Annotated in this window: 15 protein-coding genes; 6 read left to right on the forward strand and 9 right to left on the reverse strand. The window is 71.6% G+C overall.

The genetic code is table 11. The features are described from left to right. Positions 1–123 precede the first annotated feature (123 nt). On the forward strand, positions 124–360 hold the full coding sequence (locus ACYVF7_RS01585) for a TFIIB-type zinc ribbon-containing protein (RefSeq protein WP_460333673.1): 237 nt from the start codon (positions 124–126) through the stop codon (positions 358–360). On the opposite strand, the gene cydC is transcribed toward ACYVF7_RS01585, so the two are convergent. From cydC to ACYVF7_RS01610, 5 genes are all read right to left on the reverse strand, one after another. Then, complete coding sequence (gene cydC / locus ACYVF7_RS01590) at positions 344–2,242, reverse strand: thiol reductant ABC exporter subunit CydC (RefSeq protein ID WP_460333676.1); 1,899 nt, start codon at positions 2,240–2,242, stop codon at positions 344–346. The genes ACYVF7_RS01585 and cydC overlap by 17 nt on opposite strands. Continuing rightward, positions 2,239–4,032: a thiol reductant ABC exporter subunit CydD gene (gene cydD / locus ACYVF7_RS01595; RefSeq protein ID WP_460333679.1), complete on the reverse strand. Its 1,794-nt coding sequence runs from the start codon at positions 4,030–4,032 to the stop codon at positions 2,239–2,241. The genes cydC and cydD overlap by 4 nt, the downstream gene beginning before the upstream one ends. After that, the gene (locus tag ACYVF7_RS01600) at positions 4,032–5,201 is read right to left on the reverse strand and encodes a cytochrome d ubiquinol oxidase subunit II (protein ID WP_460333682.1); all 1,170 of its coding nucleotides are present in this window, start codon (positions 5,199–5,201) and stop codon (positions 4,032–4,034) included. The genes cydD and ACYVF7_RS01600 overlap by 1 nt, the downstream gene beginning before the upstream one ends. Before the next feature lie 13 nt (positions 5,202–5,214). Beyond that, positions 5,215–6,381 carry a cytochrome ubiquinol oxidase subunit I gene (locus ACYVF7_RS01605; protein WP_460333685.1) on the reverse strand — a complete coding sequence of 389 codons (1,167 nt, stop codon included), beginning with the start codon at positions 6,379–6,381 and terminating at the stop codon, positions 5,215–5,217. A gap of 257 nt (positions 6,382–6,638) precedes the next feature. Beyond that, positions 6,639–7,313 (reverse strand): response regulator, encoded by a 675-nt coding sequence (locus ACYVF7_RS01610; protein ID WP_460333688.1) that lies wholly within the window; start codon positions 7,311–7,313, stop codon positions 6,639–6,641. Positions 7,314–7,442: 129 nt separating this feature from the next. Here ACYVF7_RS01610 and ACYVF7_RS01615 point away from each other — a divergent pair, with 129 nt between their 5' ends. Continuing rightward, positions 7,443–7,871 (forward strand): hypothetical protein, encoded by a 429-nt coding sequence (locus ACYVF7_RS01615; protein ID WP_460333691.1) that lies wholly within the window; start codon positions 7,443–7,445, stop codon positions 7,869–7,871. Continuing rightward, complete coding sequence (locus ACYVF7_RS01620; RefSeq protein WP_460333693.1) at positions 7,868–8,164, forward strand: winged helix-turn-helix domain-containing protein; 297 nt, start codon at positions 7,868–7,870, stop codon at positions 8,162–8,164. The genes ACYVF7_RS01615 and ACYVF7_RS01620 overlap by 4 nt, the downstream gene beginning before the upstream one ends. Here the strand turns inward: ACYVF7_RS01620 and ACYVF7_RS01625 are convergent. Further along, on the reverse strand, positions 8,131–8,592 hold the full coding sequence (locus tag ACYVF7_RS01625) for a hypothetical protein (protein ID WP_460333696.1): 462 nt from the start codon (positions 8,590–8,592) through the stop codon (positions 8,131–8,133). The genes ACYVF7_RS01620 and ACYVF7_RS01625 overlap by 34 nt on opposite strands. 172 nt (positions 8,593–8,764) lie before the next feature. Then, complete coding sequence (locus ACYVF7_RS01630; protein WP_460333699.1) at positions 8,765–9,919, reverse strand: sensor histidine kinase; 1,155 nt, start codon at positions 9,917–9,919, stop codon at positions 8,765–8,767. Between the two features lie 171 nt (positions 9,920–10,090). Between ACYVF7_RS01630 and ACYVF7_RS01635 the strand changes: the two genes are divergently transcribed. The 3 genes from ACYVF7_RS01635 to ACYVF7_RS01645 are packed head-to-tail and all read left to right on the forward strand — an operon-like array spanning position 10,091 to position 15,743. Further along, positions 10,091–11,824 carry a fatty acyl-AMP ligase gene (locus ACYVF7_RS01635; RefSeq protein WP_460333702.1) on the forward strand — a complete coding sequence of 578 codons (1,734 nt, stop codon included), beginning with the start codon at positions 10,091–10,093 and terminating at the stop codon, positions 11,822–11,824. A 2-nt stretch (positions 11,825–11,826) separates the two neighbouring features. Then, positions 11,827–14,706, forward strand: coding sequence for an MMPL family transporter (locus ACYVF7_RS01640; protein WP_460357744.1), 2,880 nt, complete (start codon positions 11,827–11,829; stop codon positions 14,704–14,706). A gap of 2 nt (positions 14,707–14,708) precedes the next feature. Further along, complete coding sequence (locus ACYVF7_RS01645; protein WP_460333705.1) at positions 14,709–15,743, forward strand: alpha/beta hydrolase; 1,035 nt, start codon at positions 14,709–14,711, stop codon at positions 15,741–15,743. 95 nt (positions 15,744–15,838) lie between these two features. Here ACYVF7_RS01645 and ACYVF7_RS01650 read toward each other — a convergent pair whose 3' ends face one another. Together ACYVF7_RS01650 and ACYVF7_RS01655 are read right to left on the reverse strand one after the other, a co-directional pair. Further along, on the reverse strand, positions 15,839–16,774 hold the full coding sequence (locus ACYVF7_RS01650) for a CU044_5270 family protein (protein ID WP_460333707.1): 936 nt from the start codon (positions 16,772–16,774) through the stop codon (positions 15,839–15,841). Positions 16,775–16,777: 3 nt separating this feature from the next. Next, the gene (locus tag ACYVF7_RS01655; protein ID WP_460333710.1) at positions 16,778–17,365 is read right to left on the reverse strand and encodes an RNA polymerase sigma factor; all 588 of its coding nucleotides are present in this window, start codon (positions 17,363–17,365) and stop codon (positions 16,778–16,780) included. Positions 17,366–17,486: the final 121 nt, after the last annotated feature.

The raw sequence follows: 17,486 nt of genomic DNA on the forward strand, positions 1-17,486 counted from the left end.
CTGCCGAGCCCCTTGTGATCATTACCGCGCCACGGGAAAAACGTTCCCTCAAAGGGCGATGGTTATTAGTCTTGCCTGATCGTCGAATTCGTTCACAGGGGAGCCACAATGGCTGCGACGGGGATGACGTGTCCGAAGTGTTCCGGGGATTGGGACACGCGGGAGCGTAACGGGGTGATGATCGAGGAATGCGTCGGCTGCCAGGGCGTATTCCTCGACCGCGGGGAGTTGGAGCGTTTGATCGACGCGGAGAGCGACTACCTCGCCAAGCTCGATCCGAGCACGGACGACGCCAACGCGTCGTACCACGGTCGCCATCGACGGGGGATCATGCACCAGATCTTCACGTCCGCGGAATAGCGGGGTCGGCGCTCTGGAGGCGTTCAGCCTCCCAGAGGTCGCGATAGGGGCCGCGTCGTTCGACGAGGTCGCGGTGGGCGCCGCGCTGGACGATCCGGCCCCGGTCGAGCACGATCACCTCGTCGGCGGCCGCCAGGGGAGCGAGCCGGTGGGTGACCAGCACGACCGTACGCCGCTCGGCCAGCAGGGCGGTGACGAGGCGGTCCGCGGTCGCGAGGTCGAGTCCTTCGGTGGGTTCGTCCAGGACGAGCACCGGCGGATCGGCGAGCAGCGCGCGGGCGAGCAGCAGCCGTTGCCGTTGCCCGCCGGACAGCCGGGTGTCGCCGACGGGGGTGTCCCAGCCGTCGGGCAGCCCGTCGATCCAGTCGAGCAGACCGGCGCGGCGTGCGGCGTCGGCCGTTTCGGCGTCGGAGGCGTCCGGCCGTGCCAGCGCCACATTCGCCCGGATCGAGGTGCCGAACACGTGCGCGTCCTGGGTGAGGCCGCGGACGGTCGCGCGCACTTCCCGGGGGTCGTAGGTGCTCTGGAGCGCGTCTCCCAGCAGCACGACGCCCTCGGGCCGTATCTCGCCGGACAGGACGCCGAGCAGGGTGCTCTTGCCCGCGCCGCTCGCGCCGACCACGGCGATCCTCCGTCCGGCGGGGATCCGCAGGTCGATCCCGTCCAGCGCGCTCACGGAACCGTACGACACCCGGACGCCGCGCAGTTCGATCGTCGGCCGCGGGAGCGGGCGGACCGCCGGCCGCGGCGGTCGGCTGCCCACGGTGGGGGCGGTCCTGGCCGTCGGGCCGGTCCTCGCCGGACCGGACCTGCCCGCCCTCGCCGCCCGGCTTGGGCCGGGCCGAATCGCCCGGTGCCCCCCAGCGCGCGGCGGGGCGGCGAACGTACGGTGGACGCGCCACCCGTCGGCCCGCAGCAGGTCGGCGACCCGGCGTGCGGCCGGGCGGATCTCCGACAGCCGCCGCGCGGCGTCCGCGACGGGCAGTACGGCGTCGACCGCGGCGAGCGCCGTCAGGGCGAGGACCGTGACCAGCACGCTGTCCGCGCCGTACCGCCGCGCCGTCCAGATCACGGCGAGCACGGTCGCACCTTGAACGGCCGCGCCGAGTGCCGCGATCGCCGCCTCCACCGCACCGGCCCGCCGCTCGATCCGGGCCAGCCGGGCCGCCGCGGCGTCCGCGCGGGCGACGAAGCGCTCGGTCGCGCCGAACGCGGCGAGATCCACCGCACCGCGTTCCAGGTCGAGGCCGTGAACGGCGAGGTCGGAGCGTGCATCGGCGGCCCGGCGGGCGTCCGCCCGGGCGGCGAGGGTAGCGAGGGCGGGGAGGGCCGTTCCGGCGAGGACCGTCCCGACGGCCAGGACCGCTCCGGCCGCAGGTAGCAGGAGCGAGGTCACCACGATCGCGGCCGCACCGGTGATCCAGGAGATCGCGGCGGGAAGGAGACAGCGCAGCAGCAGGTCCTGGACCGCCTCGACGTCGGAGACCATCCGCTGGACGGCGTCCGCGTCCCGCAACGGGGCCGGAGAGCCGTGCTCGGCCGGGTCCGTGGAGCGGCGCAGCGCCTCGTAGACGCGGACCCGCAGACCGGCGAGGACACGGAGGGCGGCGTCGTGGCCGGCGAGTCGCTCGGCATAGCGGAGCACCCCCCGGAACAGCGCGAACGCCCGTACGCCCACGATGGCCAGGGCGAGCGCCGACAGCGGCGGGTGCTGTCCGGCCCGTGCGATCAGCCATGCGGCGGTCGCGGTGAGCGCCACCGCGCACAGCTCCGCGCCCGCCCCGGCGGCCAGCGCGGCGACCAGGCGAGGCACCTCACGCGGACCGAACAACCGAAGCACCGCCCGCCCACGCGTCAGCTGGTCGTCACGTTCACCGATCACGCGTACACCTCCCGTCCGGACAGGTGGATCACGCGGTCGGCGAGGGACAGCAGCGCCGGGCGGTGGGCGACGAGCAGCGCGGTGCGCCCGTCGAGCAGCCGGCGGGCGGCCTCGGTGACCGCCGATTCGGCCACCAGATCGAGCCGCGCGGTGGGCTCGTCCAGCACCACGATCGGCGCATCCAGCAGGTACGCGCGGGCGATCGCGACGCGCTGCCGCTGACCGGTGGACAGACCGACCCCTCGTTCGCCGAGGGGCGTCTCGTATCCGCCGGGCAGCGCGATGATGAAGTCGTGGGCGGCGGCGGCCTCCGCGGCGGCGCGTACGGCGCCGTCCCCCGCGTCCGGACGGCCGAGCCGGATGTTGTCCGCGACCGTACCGGCGAACAGGTGCGGACGCTGTGGCACGTACGCGACGCGGCGACGCCACCCGGCCAGGTCGAGATCGGCGAGGTCGACGCCGTCGATCGAGATCCGGCCGCTCTCGGGAACGACGAAGCCGAGCACCGCCCGCAGCAGCGTGCTCTTGCCGGCGCCGCTCGGCCCGGCGAGCGCCACCCGCTCACCGGGCGCGACGGTCAGGTCGAAGCCGTCGAGGGCGGGCACGTCCGCCCCGGGGTACCGGACGACGAGATCCCGGACCTCGATCCGCGCCGCCCGCCCCTCCGAGCGAGCCCTTCGAGCGGAGCCGGGCTCTGTAACGGGTGCCCTCACCGTGCCAGGCCGCTCGGGAACGTCGGACTCAGCGATCGGTCCCGAGCCGAGCCGTTGGGGAGCGGCGGGTTCGGCGAGGATCGCCGTCACCTGGTCGAGGACGGCGCGCCCCTCGGCCGCGGCGTGGAACCGGGTGCCGAGGATCCGTAGCGGCAGGTACGCCTCGGGGGCCAGCAGGAGGATCAGCAGCGCCGTCCGGAGATCGAGCGAACCGTCCAGCAGCCGCAGCCCGGCCGGCACGGCCACCAGCGCCACCGACAGCGTGCCGACGATCTCCAACACGAACGAGGACAGGAACGCGATCCGCAGCGTACGCACGGTCGCCCGCCGATGGCCGTCCGCCATCGCCCGGACCACCTCGGTCTGCGCTTCGTCCCGGCCGTACGCCCGGAGCGTTGGCAGCCCGGCCACCACGTCGAGGAAGTGGCCGCCGAGCCGGTGCAGCAGGCCCCACTGCCGCTCGGTCGCCTGCTTGGTCTTCCACCCGACGAGCGCGCCGAAGACCGGGATGAGCGGCAGCGTCACCAGGATGACCAGAGCCGACGCCCAGTCCGCGACGGCCAGCCGTACGAGCACGATCAGCGGCACGACCGCGGCGGCGTACCGCTGGGGCAGGTAGCCGCCGAAGTAGGGATCGAGGGCGTCGAGCCCGCGCCCGAGCAGCGTCACGCCGCCACGCGAGCCACCAGAGCCCCGAACGACACCGGAGCTACCTCCGGCACCGGGACCTCCGGCACCGTCAGAGCGGTCGGAGCCGTCGCTTGAGCTACGAAGGCCGGAGCGACCGGTGCCGCCATGGGAGTCGCCGGGGCCGCCGCCCTCGCCAGGGACTCCTGCGCCGTCGGAGCGTCGTGAGTTGTCGGCTTCGTGCCGGAGCAGCCGGGCGCGCAGCTCGCGCTTGCGGCGGGCCGCTGTCCACCGGAACGCGGTGCCCTGCCCCGCGAGGAGGACAGCGCGGCCGGCGACGACCGCGGCCAGCGGGAGCAGGAGGGCGCTTCCGGCCAGTACCCGGGACAGCAGGTCGGCTTGGGCCACGACGAGCGCGCCCTGGGCGAGCGCGAACAGCAGATACGGCATCACAGGTAGGACGGCTTCTCGACTCGGCCGCGGAAAATCCACCACACCCACGCCTGGGCGGCGACCAGGAGCGGGGTCATCGGGCCGACGACCGCGAGCGTGAGGGCGGCTTCGTGCGCGAGTTCGGCGTCCGGCAGGTTCAGGGCGGCGAGGACCGGCACGGCCGTGATCGCGAGAGCGGACGCCGCCAGCGCCCAGCCGTCTCGAGCCCAGCCGCCCCGGGCCTGGCCGTCTCGGGCCTGGTCACCCGGGGTCCGGTTGTCCCGGGCCCAGCCGTCCTGGCCGTGGCCGTCCCGGGCGTGGCCGCCCTGGGTCTGGTCGTCTCGAGCCCAGCCGTCCGGGGCGTGGCCGTCCCGTGCCTGGTCACCCGGGGTCCGGTCGTCCCGGGCCCAGCTGTCCCGGGCCCAGCTGTCCCCGGCGTGGCCATCCTGGGCCTGGCCGCCCCGGATCCAGCCGCCTCGGGTCCGGTCATCTCGAGCCCGGTCGTCTCGAGCCCGGTCGTCTCGGGTCTGGTCGGCTGCCGGCCGCGCGAGGGCCACCCACACTCCGGCGAGGGCCGCCGCGAGTAGGGCCGCGACGGGAACCGTCGTCGCCAGGTCGTCGGCTCCGGCGCCGATGACGCAGGGCACGCCCGCCAGGAGTGCCGCCCGTACGACCCACCGGGCCACCGTGCGCGCGGTCTCGGTCCCCAGCCGTACGGTGGCGAAGACCGCGCCGTGCAGCGCGAACAGGCCGCACGTCGTCACGGCGAACAGCGGGCCGCCGCCGCCCATGAGCGCGCCGATCGCCACGCCCCACGACGCCGCGACTCCCCAGCTGCCCGCGACGATCGCCGCGTCCCATGCCGTCCGCCAGGTGTCTTCCGTACGGCGTCCGCGCAGCCACAGGCCCATGTCGCGGACGATCCAGGCGGGGACGAGGACGCTCAGCGCGCCCCATGTCCGGCCGAACAGGTCGGCCTCGAGGACGGGGAACAGCGCGGTCAGCAGGCCGACCGAACCGACCAGCCACACCTCGTTACCGAGGAAGAACGGTGCGATCGTCGCGATGGTCAGCCGGCGTTCGCGGCCGAGGAAGGGCAGCAGCATGCCCACGCCGATGTCGGCGCCGGCGAGTACGAAGTAGCCGATGAGGAAGAAGCCGAGCAGGCCGAACGCGAAGGTGTCCATGGAGGGCTCCGGGTCAGAAGGAGGGTACGGGCTCGGGCTGGAAAAGAGGCTCGGGCCGCCCGAGCGCGGAGCCGTCCGGGCCCTGTCGCGCGTACCGCCGCAGCAGCGCGATGTTCACCACGACGAGGACCGCGAACAGGGCCGTCACGCCCGTGAACACCGCGATCATCGCTCCGTGCCCGATCGGGCGTACGGCGTCCTCGGTGCGCAGCACGCCGTAGATCAGCCAGGGCTGGCGGCTGCTCTCCCGGTAGATCCAGCCGGCGAGCATCGCCACGTACGGCACGGGGAGGGTCATCATCACGACGCGCAGGAAGATCCGGCCCCGCAGGAGCCACCCGGTGAAGGGCAGCTTCACCAGCGCCATGACGGCCACGACGAACATCCACAGCCAGGCGAACATCATCGCCTCGGCCCCGATCCCGGTCATGACCGGCACGCCCGCCGAATCATGCACGTACGGGAACTGGACGCCGCCGAACACGACCGACGGCACGATGGCGGCGACGACCGAGATCAGGCCGATCCGCAGCGACCGGCGGTAGAACTCCGGCTCGCCGGACCGCCGCAGGTGCCACGCGCTCACTCCGGCCATGAAGAAGCCCGCGGTGAGGAACGCGCCGGCGGTGATGTGACCGAGTGGCAGCAGCGCCGCCGGGTTGGTGAACAGCGCTCCGGCGGAGTCGACGCGCAGCTCGCCGCCGACCCGCAGGTATCCGACGGGGTTCTTCAGGAAGCCGTTGGCGACCAGGATGAAGTACGCCGAGGCGTACGCGGTCAGCGTGACGACCCAGATCAGCGCGAGGTGCGCGTACCGGTTCAGCCGGTCCCAGCCGAAGATCCACAGGCCGAGGAACGTCGACTCGATGAAGAACGCGACGAGGGTCTCCATCGCGAGCGGTGCCCCGAAGACGTCACGGGCGCGATCGGTCAGCCCGGGCCAGTTCAGCCCGAACTGGAACTCCATCAGCAGGCCGGTGACGATCCCCACCGCGTAGTTGATGACGTACAGCTGCCCCCAGAACCGCACCATGCGGAGATGCACGGCGCTCTCGCCGAGGACCGCCCTGGTCTGCATGATCGCGACGAGCGTCGCGAGCCCGAGTGTCAGCGCGACGAACAGGAAATGGGTGCCCGCCGTCAGGGCGAACAGCGTTCGGGCAAGCGACAGTGTGCTCAACGATCCCTCCAGGTCCGGTCGCGGTCCGGTGGACGCGCGCGGCAGGGCCCCTAAGGAGGTCCAAGGGGCCGGCACTCTGGAAGCAAATCGGACACGGCGGGTGTACGGCGTCCGGCTGCGCTCTACATTCGCGATACACCTCGCGATGCACCCGGCACCCGCGCCGTACCGCGCGGAGTGTAGAACCTCCTCCGGAAGGAGGAGCGAGGCCGACCGGAGGGATCAGGCGGGTCGAGTCCCCGGATGCGGCCGGGTGATCAGCCGAGCCAGCCCGGGCGTACCAGCCCGGATTCGTACGCCAGGACGACGAGCTGCGCGCGGTCGCGGGCGCGCAGCTTGGTGAGGACCCGGCTGACGTGGGTCTTCGCCGTCGCCGGGCTGACGACGAGCCGTTCGGCGATCTCGTCGTTGGACAGTCCGGACGCGACGAGTTCGAGGACCTCGCGTTCGCGGTCGGTGAGGGCGTTGAGCTCGACGGACGGCGGGGGCTCCTTGATCCGCGCCGCGAATTCGCTGATCAGCCGGCGGGTGACCGAGGGCGCGAGCAGCGCGTCACCTCGGGCGGCGACGCGGACCGCGTGGATCAGCTCGATCGGCTCGGTGTCCTTCACCATGAACCCGCTGGCCCCGGCCTTCAGCGCGCTGTAGACGTAGTCGTCCAGGTCGAACGTCGTCAGGATCACGACCTTGACGTCGCGGAGCCGCTCGTCGGCGACGATCCGCCGGGTCGCCTCCAGCCCGTCGAGCACGGGCATCCGGATGTCCATCAGGACGACGTCGGGCCGCTCGGCCGCCGCGAGGCGCACGGCCTCGGCCCCGTCGCCCGCCTCGGCGATCACGCTGATGTCGTCCTCGTTGTCGAGGATCGAGCGGAAGCCGGCCCGTACGAGCGTCTGGTCGTCGGCCAGGACGACCCTGATCGGGGAGTGCACGTCCCAATCATCACATCTCGTCGCGGAGCCCGTCTCACTCGGCGCGTCCACCCTTTGCCGTGAATGAAACTACTTGACGACTTGGAAAGTACTTGCCATCGTGGAGGAAACGATCAAGGGAGACTTCTCATGCCCGAGCGTGACACCCACGACGCGATGGACGCCGCGGCCGCGCTGGCCCGCGCCCAGGACCTGGACTCCGCGGTACGGAGCGGTTCCCGGTGGGCCGTCCGCTATCAACTGGTCTACGGGGTCGCGATCGCGATCACCGTGTCCGTGGTCGGTCTGCTCGGCCACCCCGTCGGCACGGTGGTCGGCACGGTCTTCTGGCTCGTGACCCTCGCCGCACTGATCGTCTACGCGCTGCGGCAGCCGGTGATCCGCCGAGGATTCGGGCACCGTCACACCCTGGCGCTCGGCGCGTCGACGATGCTCTACATCGTGACGCTGTTCACCGGGACTTCCTACTTCGCGGGCGAGCCGGCCTGGTGGCTGCCCGGAGCCGCGGTCGTGGCCCTGCCCGCGTTCATCGGCGCCTACGTGGCGGCACGGCGATGACCCATCCACGCCACGGCCTCGACGAGGTGATCCACTCGCCGGTGCGCTTCTCCATCGTGGCGACCCTGGCGGCCGCGGAGAAGGCCGAGTTCGGGTACGTCCGCGACACCGTGGAGGTGAGCGACTCGGTCCTGTCCAAGCAGGTCGCCGTGCTGGAGAAGGCCGGCTACGTCAAGGTCACCAAGGGCTACGTCGGCAAGCGGCCCCGCACCTGGCTGGCGCTGACCCCCGACGGCCAGGCGTCTTTCAAGGCCCACTGTCAGGCACTACGCGCCATCGCGGGCGATACCTGATCCAGTACCGCGCCGACGCGGCCGTGACCTTCGCGCGGTCGGCGATGTCCTCGGCCGTCACCAGGTCTCCAATCCCCGGTTACCGCGGAGGCCTGTCCGGTTCCGGGCGCGCGCATCACTGTGACGACCGCAGTCACGACGCGCGTCGCGATGCCCAGCACGGCCGTGGTGAGAAGCCCGAAGATTCCGTTGCACCACCAGAGGATCTCGTCCATCGAGAAGCAGAGATTGTCCGGCGAGCAGTAGGTGCCGTTCAATTCCGCTCGGGCAGCGAGTATGCCAGCCGGGACGCAGAGGATCGCCAGGAGCAGTCCGGCGACGAAGAACCACAGCGGCACCCGTCGGCGGGTCGCCCACAGCGTGAGCCAGGCCATGAGAAGCATCGCCGGCAGAATCCAGTTGACGGGTAGGGTCCAGGAGAAGATCATGCTGCCTCTCCGCGTCGGTCCGGGTGAGGGTCTCCCGCCCGATCAGGCGTTGCGACGTCGTGACACCGGATGCCACCACGGAGCCCATTTGTGTGCGTACGGGTTCGGCCTCTCGGCGGATCGCTGGTCCGCCGGCTATCGCTGCGCTCTGGAACACAGCGGACACCAGTGATCACGAGCCCATGGACGACGGGGTGTCGGCGGAGGTGAGCGGTAGGGAGGCGCGGACGAGGAAGCCGCCGCCGGGGCGGGTGTTCGCGGTCAGGGTGCCGCCGATGGTCGCGGCGCGCTCGCGCATTCCGCGGATGCCGTTGCCCGCCGCGGCGTCGGAGCCGTGTCCGTCGTCGGTGATCTCCACGGTCACCCGGTCGGCGTCGTACCGGAGCAGGACCGTGGCGGTGGCGGGGCCGGCGTGGCGTATGGCGTTGGTCAGGGCCTCCTGGATGATGCGGTAGGCGGTCAGGTCGACCGTCGACGGCAGCCGAGTCCGGTCGCCGGAGACGGTCAGCTCGACGGGGAGCCCGGCGTTCCGTGTCCGGGAGATGAGCTCGTCCAGGTGGTCGAGTGACGGTGCCGGCGTCAGCGGCTGGGCCTCGTCGACCTGGCGGAGCACGCCGAGCGTCGTGCGCAACTCGCGCAGTGTCTCCTTGCTCGCGTCCTTGATCGCGCTCAGCGCGGCGTACGCCTGCTCGGGGTCGCGCCGGTGCAGCGCCGCGCCCGCCTGCACGTTGATGAGCGAGATCTTGTGCGCGAGCACGTCGTGCAGCTCCCGGGCGATGCGCAGGCGCTCCTCGGTGGCCCGCCGCAGCGCCTCCTCCTCGCGGGTGCGCTCGGCCTCGGCGACCCGTCGCCGGGCCTCGTCGATGTACGCGCGGTGGTAGCGGGTGACCTCGCCGGCGATGACGACGACCAGCACCCACGCCAGGACGCCGAGGAACCGGAACACGTCCGGCCGATGCCCGACGCCGAACTCGGCGACCGTGAAGACCGACAGTCCCGCCCCCGTGCCGACGTACGCGGCGAGACGCTGGCCCTGGGCGGCGGCCAGGTAGGAGGCGACCGCGAACGTCGCCATCTCCATGCCGTCCGGGAACGGGCCGACGTAGTAGTACGCGGTCGAGACGGCGACGACCGTCGTCGCGAGGACCGGCGCGCGGCGGCGGAAGGCCAGCGCGACGACGCCGACGCCCATCATGAGGTATGCCTTGGGCCCCACCGCCGCGATGCCGCCGGCGTGCCACATCGTGCTGACGATCACGATCACGGCGACGACCGCGGCGATCAGGAAGTCGGCGCGTTGCCCGCTGGGCCGCCGGGGCTTGTTCACCTCTCGCACGGTATCCGAGCCCGCCGGGTTGTCACGCGGGTGACAACCGGGCTCCGGCGAATGTGGTGTGCGAGGCAAGTCGCCGCTTATTGCCCTGCGATAGCGTCACGCGGTCACGATGATCACGGGTGGTGTCGGCCTTGGCGCCGGGGCGAGGCAGGGAGTGCGGATATGGCACTGATCGGTCGCCGTGTCGACGCCGATGCCCTGAACGAGCCGCTCATCGCGTTGGTAGCCCGCTGGGCGGCGGAGATGCCGTCCGCGCCGGCCTTCACGTTCGTCGACTACACGGTCGGCACAGAACGGCAGACGCTCACGTGGGGTCAGGTCCACCGGCGGGCGCGGGCCATCGCCGCCCGGCTTCGTGAGGTCGCCGAGCCCGGGGAACGCGTCGCGCTGCTCATGCCGCAGAGCCTCGAGTACCTCACCACGATGATCGGCGCGTTGTACGCCCGGCTCATCGCGGTCCCGCTCTTCTCCCCGGACCTGCCCGGCCACGCCGACCGGCTGATCCGCGCGTACGGCGACGCGGACCCTTCCGTGGCCGTCACCACGACGGCGGCGCTCCCGCAGGTGGAGCGGTTCCTGGACGAGCAGAGCGCGCCGCGTCCCAAGGACGTCGTCCTCGCCGACGCCGTCGCCGTCTCGCTCGCCGCGTCGTGGCAGGGCGAGGAGCTCGCCCTGGACGACGTCGCGTACCTGCAGTACACGTCGGGATCGACCCGGGCGCCGGCCGGGGTCCAGATCACCCACCGGAACATCACCGCGAACGCGCTGCAGGCGTGGACCGCGTACGAGGCGCGGCCCGGAGAGACCGTCGGTGTGAGCTGGCTGCCGCTGTTCCACGACATGGGCCTGATCCTGTCGCTGGCGCTGCCGTTGGTGCACGGCAACCACGTGGTGCTCACCGACCCGGTGGCGTTCGTGATGCAGCCGCTGCGCTGGCTGGAGCTGCTGTCCGAACACGACGACGTCGTCACCGCGGGGCCGAACTTCGCGTACGAGTACTGCGCCTCCCGCGTCACCGAGGAGGAGAAGGCCCGGCTCCGGCTCGGTGGCGTACGGGTCGCGCTGAACGGCGCCGAACCGATCCGCCCCAGCACCGTTCGCGGCTTCGCCGACGCGTTCGCCGAGGCGGGGCTGTGCTCCGAGGCGCAGTCGCCGGGCTACGGTCTCGCCGAGGCGACCGTCTACGTCGCCAGCAAGACACAGGGGGAGCCGAGGTTCACCGCCTTCGACCGGGCGGCGCTGACCGAGGGTGTGGCACGGCCGGGCGCGGACGCCGTCCTCGTCTCCTGCGGCACGCCGACCGGCCAGGCCGTCGCCATCGTCGACCCCGCGAGCCGGGCCGAGGTGCCGGACGGGCGGGTCGGCGAGATCTGGGTGAACGGGCCGAACGTCTCGCCCGGCTACTGGCGCAACCCCGAGAAGACCGGCGAGGTGTTCGGCGCCGTGCTGGAGGACCCGGCCGGCGGGCTGCCCGCCGAGGGCTGGCTGCGCACCGGCGACCTCGGCGTCGTCCACGAGGGCGAGCTGTACGTCACCGGGCGGATCAAGGACCTCATCATCATCGACGGCCGCAACCACTATCCCCAGGACGTGGAGGTCAGCGCGCAGCAGGCGCACGAGGGGATCAGACGCGACCACGCGGCGGCCTTCGCGGTCTCCGGCGAGGACGGCGAACGGGTCGTGGTCGTCGCCGAGCGCGGCCGGCGCGGCGAGGGCGTCCCCGTCGAGGACATCGCGCGTGCCGTCCGTCGCGCCGTGAACACCGTCCACGAGCTGCGCGTGGACGACTTCGTGCTCGTGGAGCCGGGCGGGGTCCCGCGGACGTCCAGCGGCAAGATCGCGCGGACTGCCTGCCGGGAACGGTACCTGGCCGGGACACTGCCCGTCGTCGCCTAGTGATGTTCGCCGGTCTGGGACGACTCGTCCATCGACGACGGCTGACCTGCCTCGCGCTGTGCCTGGTCTTCATGGTCGTGTCCGGCATGTGGGGAGCGGGCGCGGTCGCGCGGCTGAAGAGCGGCGGCTTCGACGACCCGCACTCCTCCTCGTCGCTCGTCGCCAAGCTGTCCGCGCAGTACTTCAGCAACTCCACGCCCGACGTCTTCGTCATCTACCGCAGCGACCGGCTGACCGTCGACGACCCCCGCTTCCGTGGCGCGGTCACCACGGCGCTCGCCCGCCTGCCCACGGACAAGATCCGCAACGTCCTGACGTACTGGAGCCAGACGCCCCGGGTGACCGAACTCGCGTCCAAGGACCGGCACGCGACGTTCGCCGCCGTGCAGCTGGCCGGGGACGACACGGCGAAGACCAGGGAGTACGACGCCATCGCCGGCCTGTTCACCGCGCCCGGCCTGAGCGTACGGGTCGGCGGCGGTGTGCCTCTCGCCAAGGAGTTCAACACCCAGACGCAGCGGGACCTGGCCCGGGCGGAGACGATCTCGTTCCCGGTGCTGCTCGTCCTGATGCTCTTCGTGTTCGGCAGCCTCGGGGCCTTCTGGCTGCCGCTCGTCGTCGGGGTCTTCTCCATCGTCGGCGCGTTCACCGTCCTGCGGCTGCTGACGATGATCACCGACATCTCGTCCTTCAGCGCCGAGGTCATCACGATGATGGGCCTCGGCCTGGCGATCGACTACTCGCTGTTCATCGTCAACCGGTTCCGGGAGGAGCTGGCGCGCGGCACCGACCGGCCGACGGCCCTCGCCAACACGATGGCGACCGCCGGCCGCACCATCGCGTTCTCCGGGATCACGGTGACGACCGCGCTCAGCGGGCTGCTGCTGTTCCCGCAGATGTTCCTGCGCTCGGTCGGCCTCGGCGGCATGGCGGTCGTCGCGGTCGCGATCGCCGGCGCGCTGTTCCTGCTGCCCGCCCTGCTCGCCCTCCTCGGCCCCCGCGTCGAGTTCGGCCGCATGCCCTGGCGCCGCAGGACGCGCGGCGACCGGCGTACGAGCGGCCCGTGGTACCGCCTGGCGACCAGCGTCATGCGCCACCCGATCCTGTACTTCGTCGCCGTCATGACGGTCCTCGGCGTCCTGACCACGCCGTTCCTGCACGTCCGCTTCGGCACCACCGACGTACGGGTCCTGCCCACGAGCAGCCCGAACCGGCAGCTGTACGAGGCGTTCCAGCGGGAGTTCCCGACCGGCTCGAAGGACCCGATCGACGTCGTCCTGTCCGGCGACCTCGTACCGAAGAACTTCGTGCCCACGAAGAAACGGCCGGTCCCGTCGTTCATCACCGACTACGAGGCACGGCTGCGGCAACTGCCCGGCGTCACCAGCGTGGAGATCACCGGATACGCCGAGAAGTACGCCGCCGTGCGGATCTCGGTGCGGCACCAGTACGCGGGGATGAGCGACCAGGCGCGGGACCTGGTGCGGCGCATCCGCGCGATCCCTCCGCACCGCGAGGCGCTGTACGCGGACGTGGGCGGCAGCACGGCCGCCCAGATGGACCTGATGGACAGCCTCAAACGCGGCCTGCCCACGGTCGGCGCGATCATCGGACTCGTCACGTTCCTGCTGTTGTTCATGGCGTTCGGGTCGATCGTGCTGCCGCTCAAGGCCGTCGCCATGAACCTGCTGTCCCTCGGCGCGTCCTTCGGCGCCATCGTCTGGGGCTTCCAGGACGGCCACCTCGCACGCCTGCTGCACTTCACCCCGACCGGGACGACCGAGCCCACCACCATCATCCTCGTCCTGCTCACGGTCTTCGGACTGTCCATGGACTACGAGGTGTTCCTGCTCAGCCGCGTCCGCGAGGAGTGGGACCGTACGGGGGACAACGCGCGATCCGTCGCCGTCGGGCTGCAGCGCACCGGCGGCATCATCTCCAGCGCGGCGCTGCTGTTCCTCGTGGTGATCGCGGTGTTCTCCACCGCGGACATCACGCTGGTCAAGCTGATCGGCGTCGGCATGTTCGTCGCGATCGTCGTCGACGCCTCCCTCGTCCGCATGCTCCTGGTCCCGGCGACGATGCGCTTCCTCGGCGCGGCGAACTGGTGGCTTCCCCGCCCGCTACGCGCCCTCCACTCCCGTATCGACCTGGGCGAACACGACGACCCGCCGCCCGCCGCGACCGTACGCTCCGGGAAGACCGCGCCCGAGCACGTACGGCCGACGGCGAGCGCACTCACGCCCCGGAGCGTACGGGCGTCTGCGGGTGAGCCCGGGGCGGCGGGCGTACGGGCGTCCGGGAGTGGGCCTGCGGCGGCGGACGTACGGGCGTCCGGGGGTGAGCCTGCGGCGGCGAGCCTACGGGCGTCCCAGGATGAACCCGAGCTTGGGACGGTACGGGTGCCCGGGGATGAAGCCGAGCCTGGGAGCGTACGGGTGCCCGCGGGTGAGCCTGCGGCGGGGAGCGTACGGGCGACGGGGCGTACCGTTCCCGGGCACGCTCCCGAGAGGCCGCCCGTGCCGAGGGTGCGGCGGCAGGCGGCGCGGTTGGCCGAGCTTCGGGCGGAGCGCCGGGCGCTCCGGACCGTCCCCGAGCGGGCGGCCCCCGCAGACCCGGCGCTGCGGACGGTCTCCGAACGAGCCGCTCCCACCAACCCGGCGTTCCGGACGGTCTCCGAACGAGCCGCCCCCGCCGACCCGGCGGATGAGCCCACGCTCGCCGACGAGATTCTGCGCCGGGTCGCGGAGGTCAACGGCCGCGCCCCGGCATCCCCGGAGACGCGCGAGACGGCACTCGGCCGTCGCGCTCCCCGCCCCCAGCGAGAGATCGTTCCCAACCCGGATGGACCCGGGTGGCACTGGAAGACACCGGAGGATTGAGCATGCCAGGTAGTCCGCTGCGCCGCGCCATCGCGTCGACCCTGGGCGCAGCCCTGGCCGTCGCCGCGGCGGGGGCCGCTCCCGCTGCGGCGGCGAGCAAGCCGAGTTCGAAGGTTCCGAAGACCGCCACGGCGAGCGACGGGGCGCGCGTCACCGCGCAGAAGTGGTTGACGAGCCACGAGGTGGACCTGACGGTCAAGTCGGTGGCGCTCGGCCAGACGGTCAAGGTGCGGATCCTCGTGCCGAAGGGCTGGAAGACCTCGACGACCAAGAAGTACCCCGTGCTGTACGCGCTGCACGGCGGCCGGGACCACTACTTGTCGTGGACCCGGAGCACCGACATCGAGACCTACGCGTACCGGTACAACGTCATGGTCGTCATGCCGGAAGGCGGCGTGAACGGGTCATATACGAACTGGTACAACTACGGCAAGTACGGCTCCCCGCAGTGGGAGGCCTTCCACAACTTCGAAGTCCGGGAGATCGTGGAGCGCGCCTACCACGCCGGCACGTCCCGGGCCGTCATGGGCAACTCCTCCGGCGGGCAGGGCGCGATCACGTACGCGGAGCGGTACCCGGGCCTGTACCGCTACGCCGCCTCGTTCAGTGGCCTGCTGTCGATCCGGTCGGTCGGCATACCGGCGCTGCTGATGTTCACGGTCGTCGGCGCGGGCGACGGCACGGACCCGTTCCGCATCTGGGGCGTTCCGGGCGCGGACGACGTCAACTGGCGCCAGCACGACCCGCTGTACCTGATCCAGCGGCTCAAGGGCACGGGCGTCTACATCTCGGCGGGTACCACCGGGAAGCCCGGTCCTGGCGACAACCCCAAGACCGCGCCGTGGGACATCGGCCTGCTCAGCGAACGGGTCGTCGGCGCCACGGACGTCACCTTCCTCCAGAAGGCCCAGCAGCTCGGCATTCCGATCACTTCGCACATCTACGGCAACGGCCGCCACGCGTGGCCCGCCTGGATCCGCGAGATGCACAACGCCTGGCCCAAGCTCATGGCCGCCATCGGCGCCAAGCGCGTCTGACCCCGGCCGCGACCTCTTCCGGCTCCGAGCAATGGGTGGAGCCGGAAGAGGTCTTAGATCAATACCTGGGGCCGCGTCGTCCGTGCGGCCATGCTTCAGGGGCGCCGACCGGGCTTGTCGACGATTCCGACCTGGACGATCTCGCTGGCGATATTGACGGTGCCCGCCTTGACCACCTCCGTACTGCCGTCCTTCTGGGGGGCACGAAGGTCACGGGTCAGGAGCATCCGATCACCCCGATACGCGTAGGTGTCGGGGTCGAGCAAGACCTCCTCGTCCAGCGGGACGTCTCCCACGGCCGCCTTGGTGTGTCCGACGACGGCGATCGCGGGCCTGCCCCGTACATCCCGGACGTTCTGTCGAACCGTCACTCCGGGGAGCTTCTTCATCGCCTGGAAGGTCGCCGCTTCGAGCTTGGGAGGCACCAACGCGACGACGCGGAGGATCTCGCTCAGAGCCTCGAAGTCCGTCGTCCGGTTGGTACGGGGCCGGTGCGTTCGGATCCAGCGCAACAGCGCGTCAGGTTCACGCGGCAGCGATGAGACCGTCGCGTAGTCCTGCGGCGGAAATACCGGAATGTGGTTGAGACGGCGTAGGCGGCCGTTCGGCGCCTGCGCCACGTACACCACGGGACCGCCCGCAGCGGTCCAGCGATAGACGTCCATCCCGGGGTTGTGGTTTTCTCCGGGCTCGACCCAGTGAGTGTGCTCGTAGATCCACTGGCCTGGACGCGGCGGGGTGAACGGGCGCGAGGCGGCTGCGGCGCTGGCCCGATCCAGTACCGCTGCGGCATTGGCGACCGGCTCGTTGCCGCTCGGGTTCAGCGTGACCATGACACCGGCGGCGACCGCCGTGGCCAGCCCCCCGACTACCGCCCACCGCCAGGTGAACCGAGGTGCGTGCCGACGACGCTGGGATCGGGCCGGTTCCCCGATGCCCGTCAGCAGCCGTGCTCTGGCGGCCTGCCCCGCACCCGGCGTGATCTCCGGAGTGGAACGGCGCAGATCCTTGACCAACTGCATCTCGTCCATGACTCAGTTCTCCAAAGACGTGGTGAGGGGGTGATGGCCGCCGAGTGCCTTGCGCACTTTCCGGCGCGCCCGGTGCAGGCGGGATCGCACCGTGCCGACCGGGACGGAGAGCGCTTCGGCGGTCTCCTCGTAGCTGAGGTCGCCCCAGGCCACGAGCAGCAGCACGTCGCGATCGCCCTGTGAAAGGGCTGCCAGCGCTCCGGCGAGCCGGCGCTCCTGCTCCTGCGCGACGACGCGGCCGGTGACCTGGTCGGCGAGCGGCTCGGGCAGCGGGTCCACGCCGGTTCGGCGGAGCGCTCGCAGGTACCGTTCCTCGTCGCGGCGGTGCCGGGCGACGAGTGAGGTCGCAATGCTGTACAGCCACGGCAACGCGTGACTCCTGGAGAGGTCGTAGGTCTCCCGTCGTCTGAAGGCGGTGAGGAAGGTCTCGCCGACGATGTCATCGGCGGCCTGGGTTCCCAGCCGCCGGGCGACGTAGTGATGGATCGGCCGGTGATGCCGGTCGAAGAGCGCCGCGAACCGCTCGGAGTCGGTCAAGGACGCGCGGATCAACTCGGCGTCGGTGAGATCGGTGTCTCGTGTCGACTCCATGGGCACCGCCGGCGGCGTCACGAGCGTCCCCGTTGACGCCACTGCGGCAACCTGGACGGGGGAAGCGGCTTTGCACCGAGTGCACTCACGGAGAATCCCTTCGGGAGGATATGTCGTCGGG

The organism is Actinoallomurus acanthiterrae, assembly GCF_054775715.1.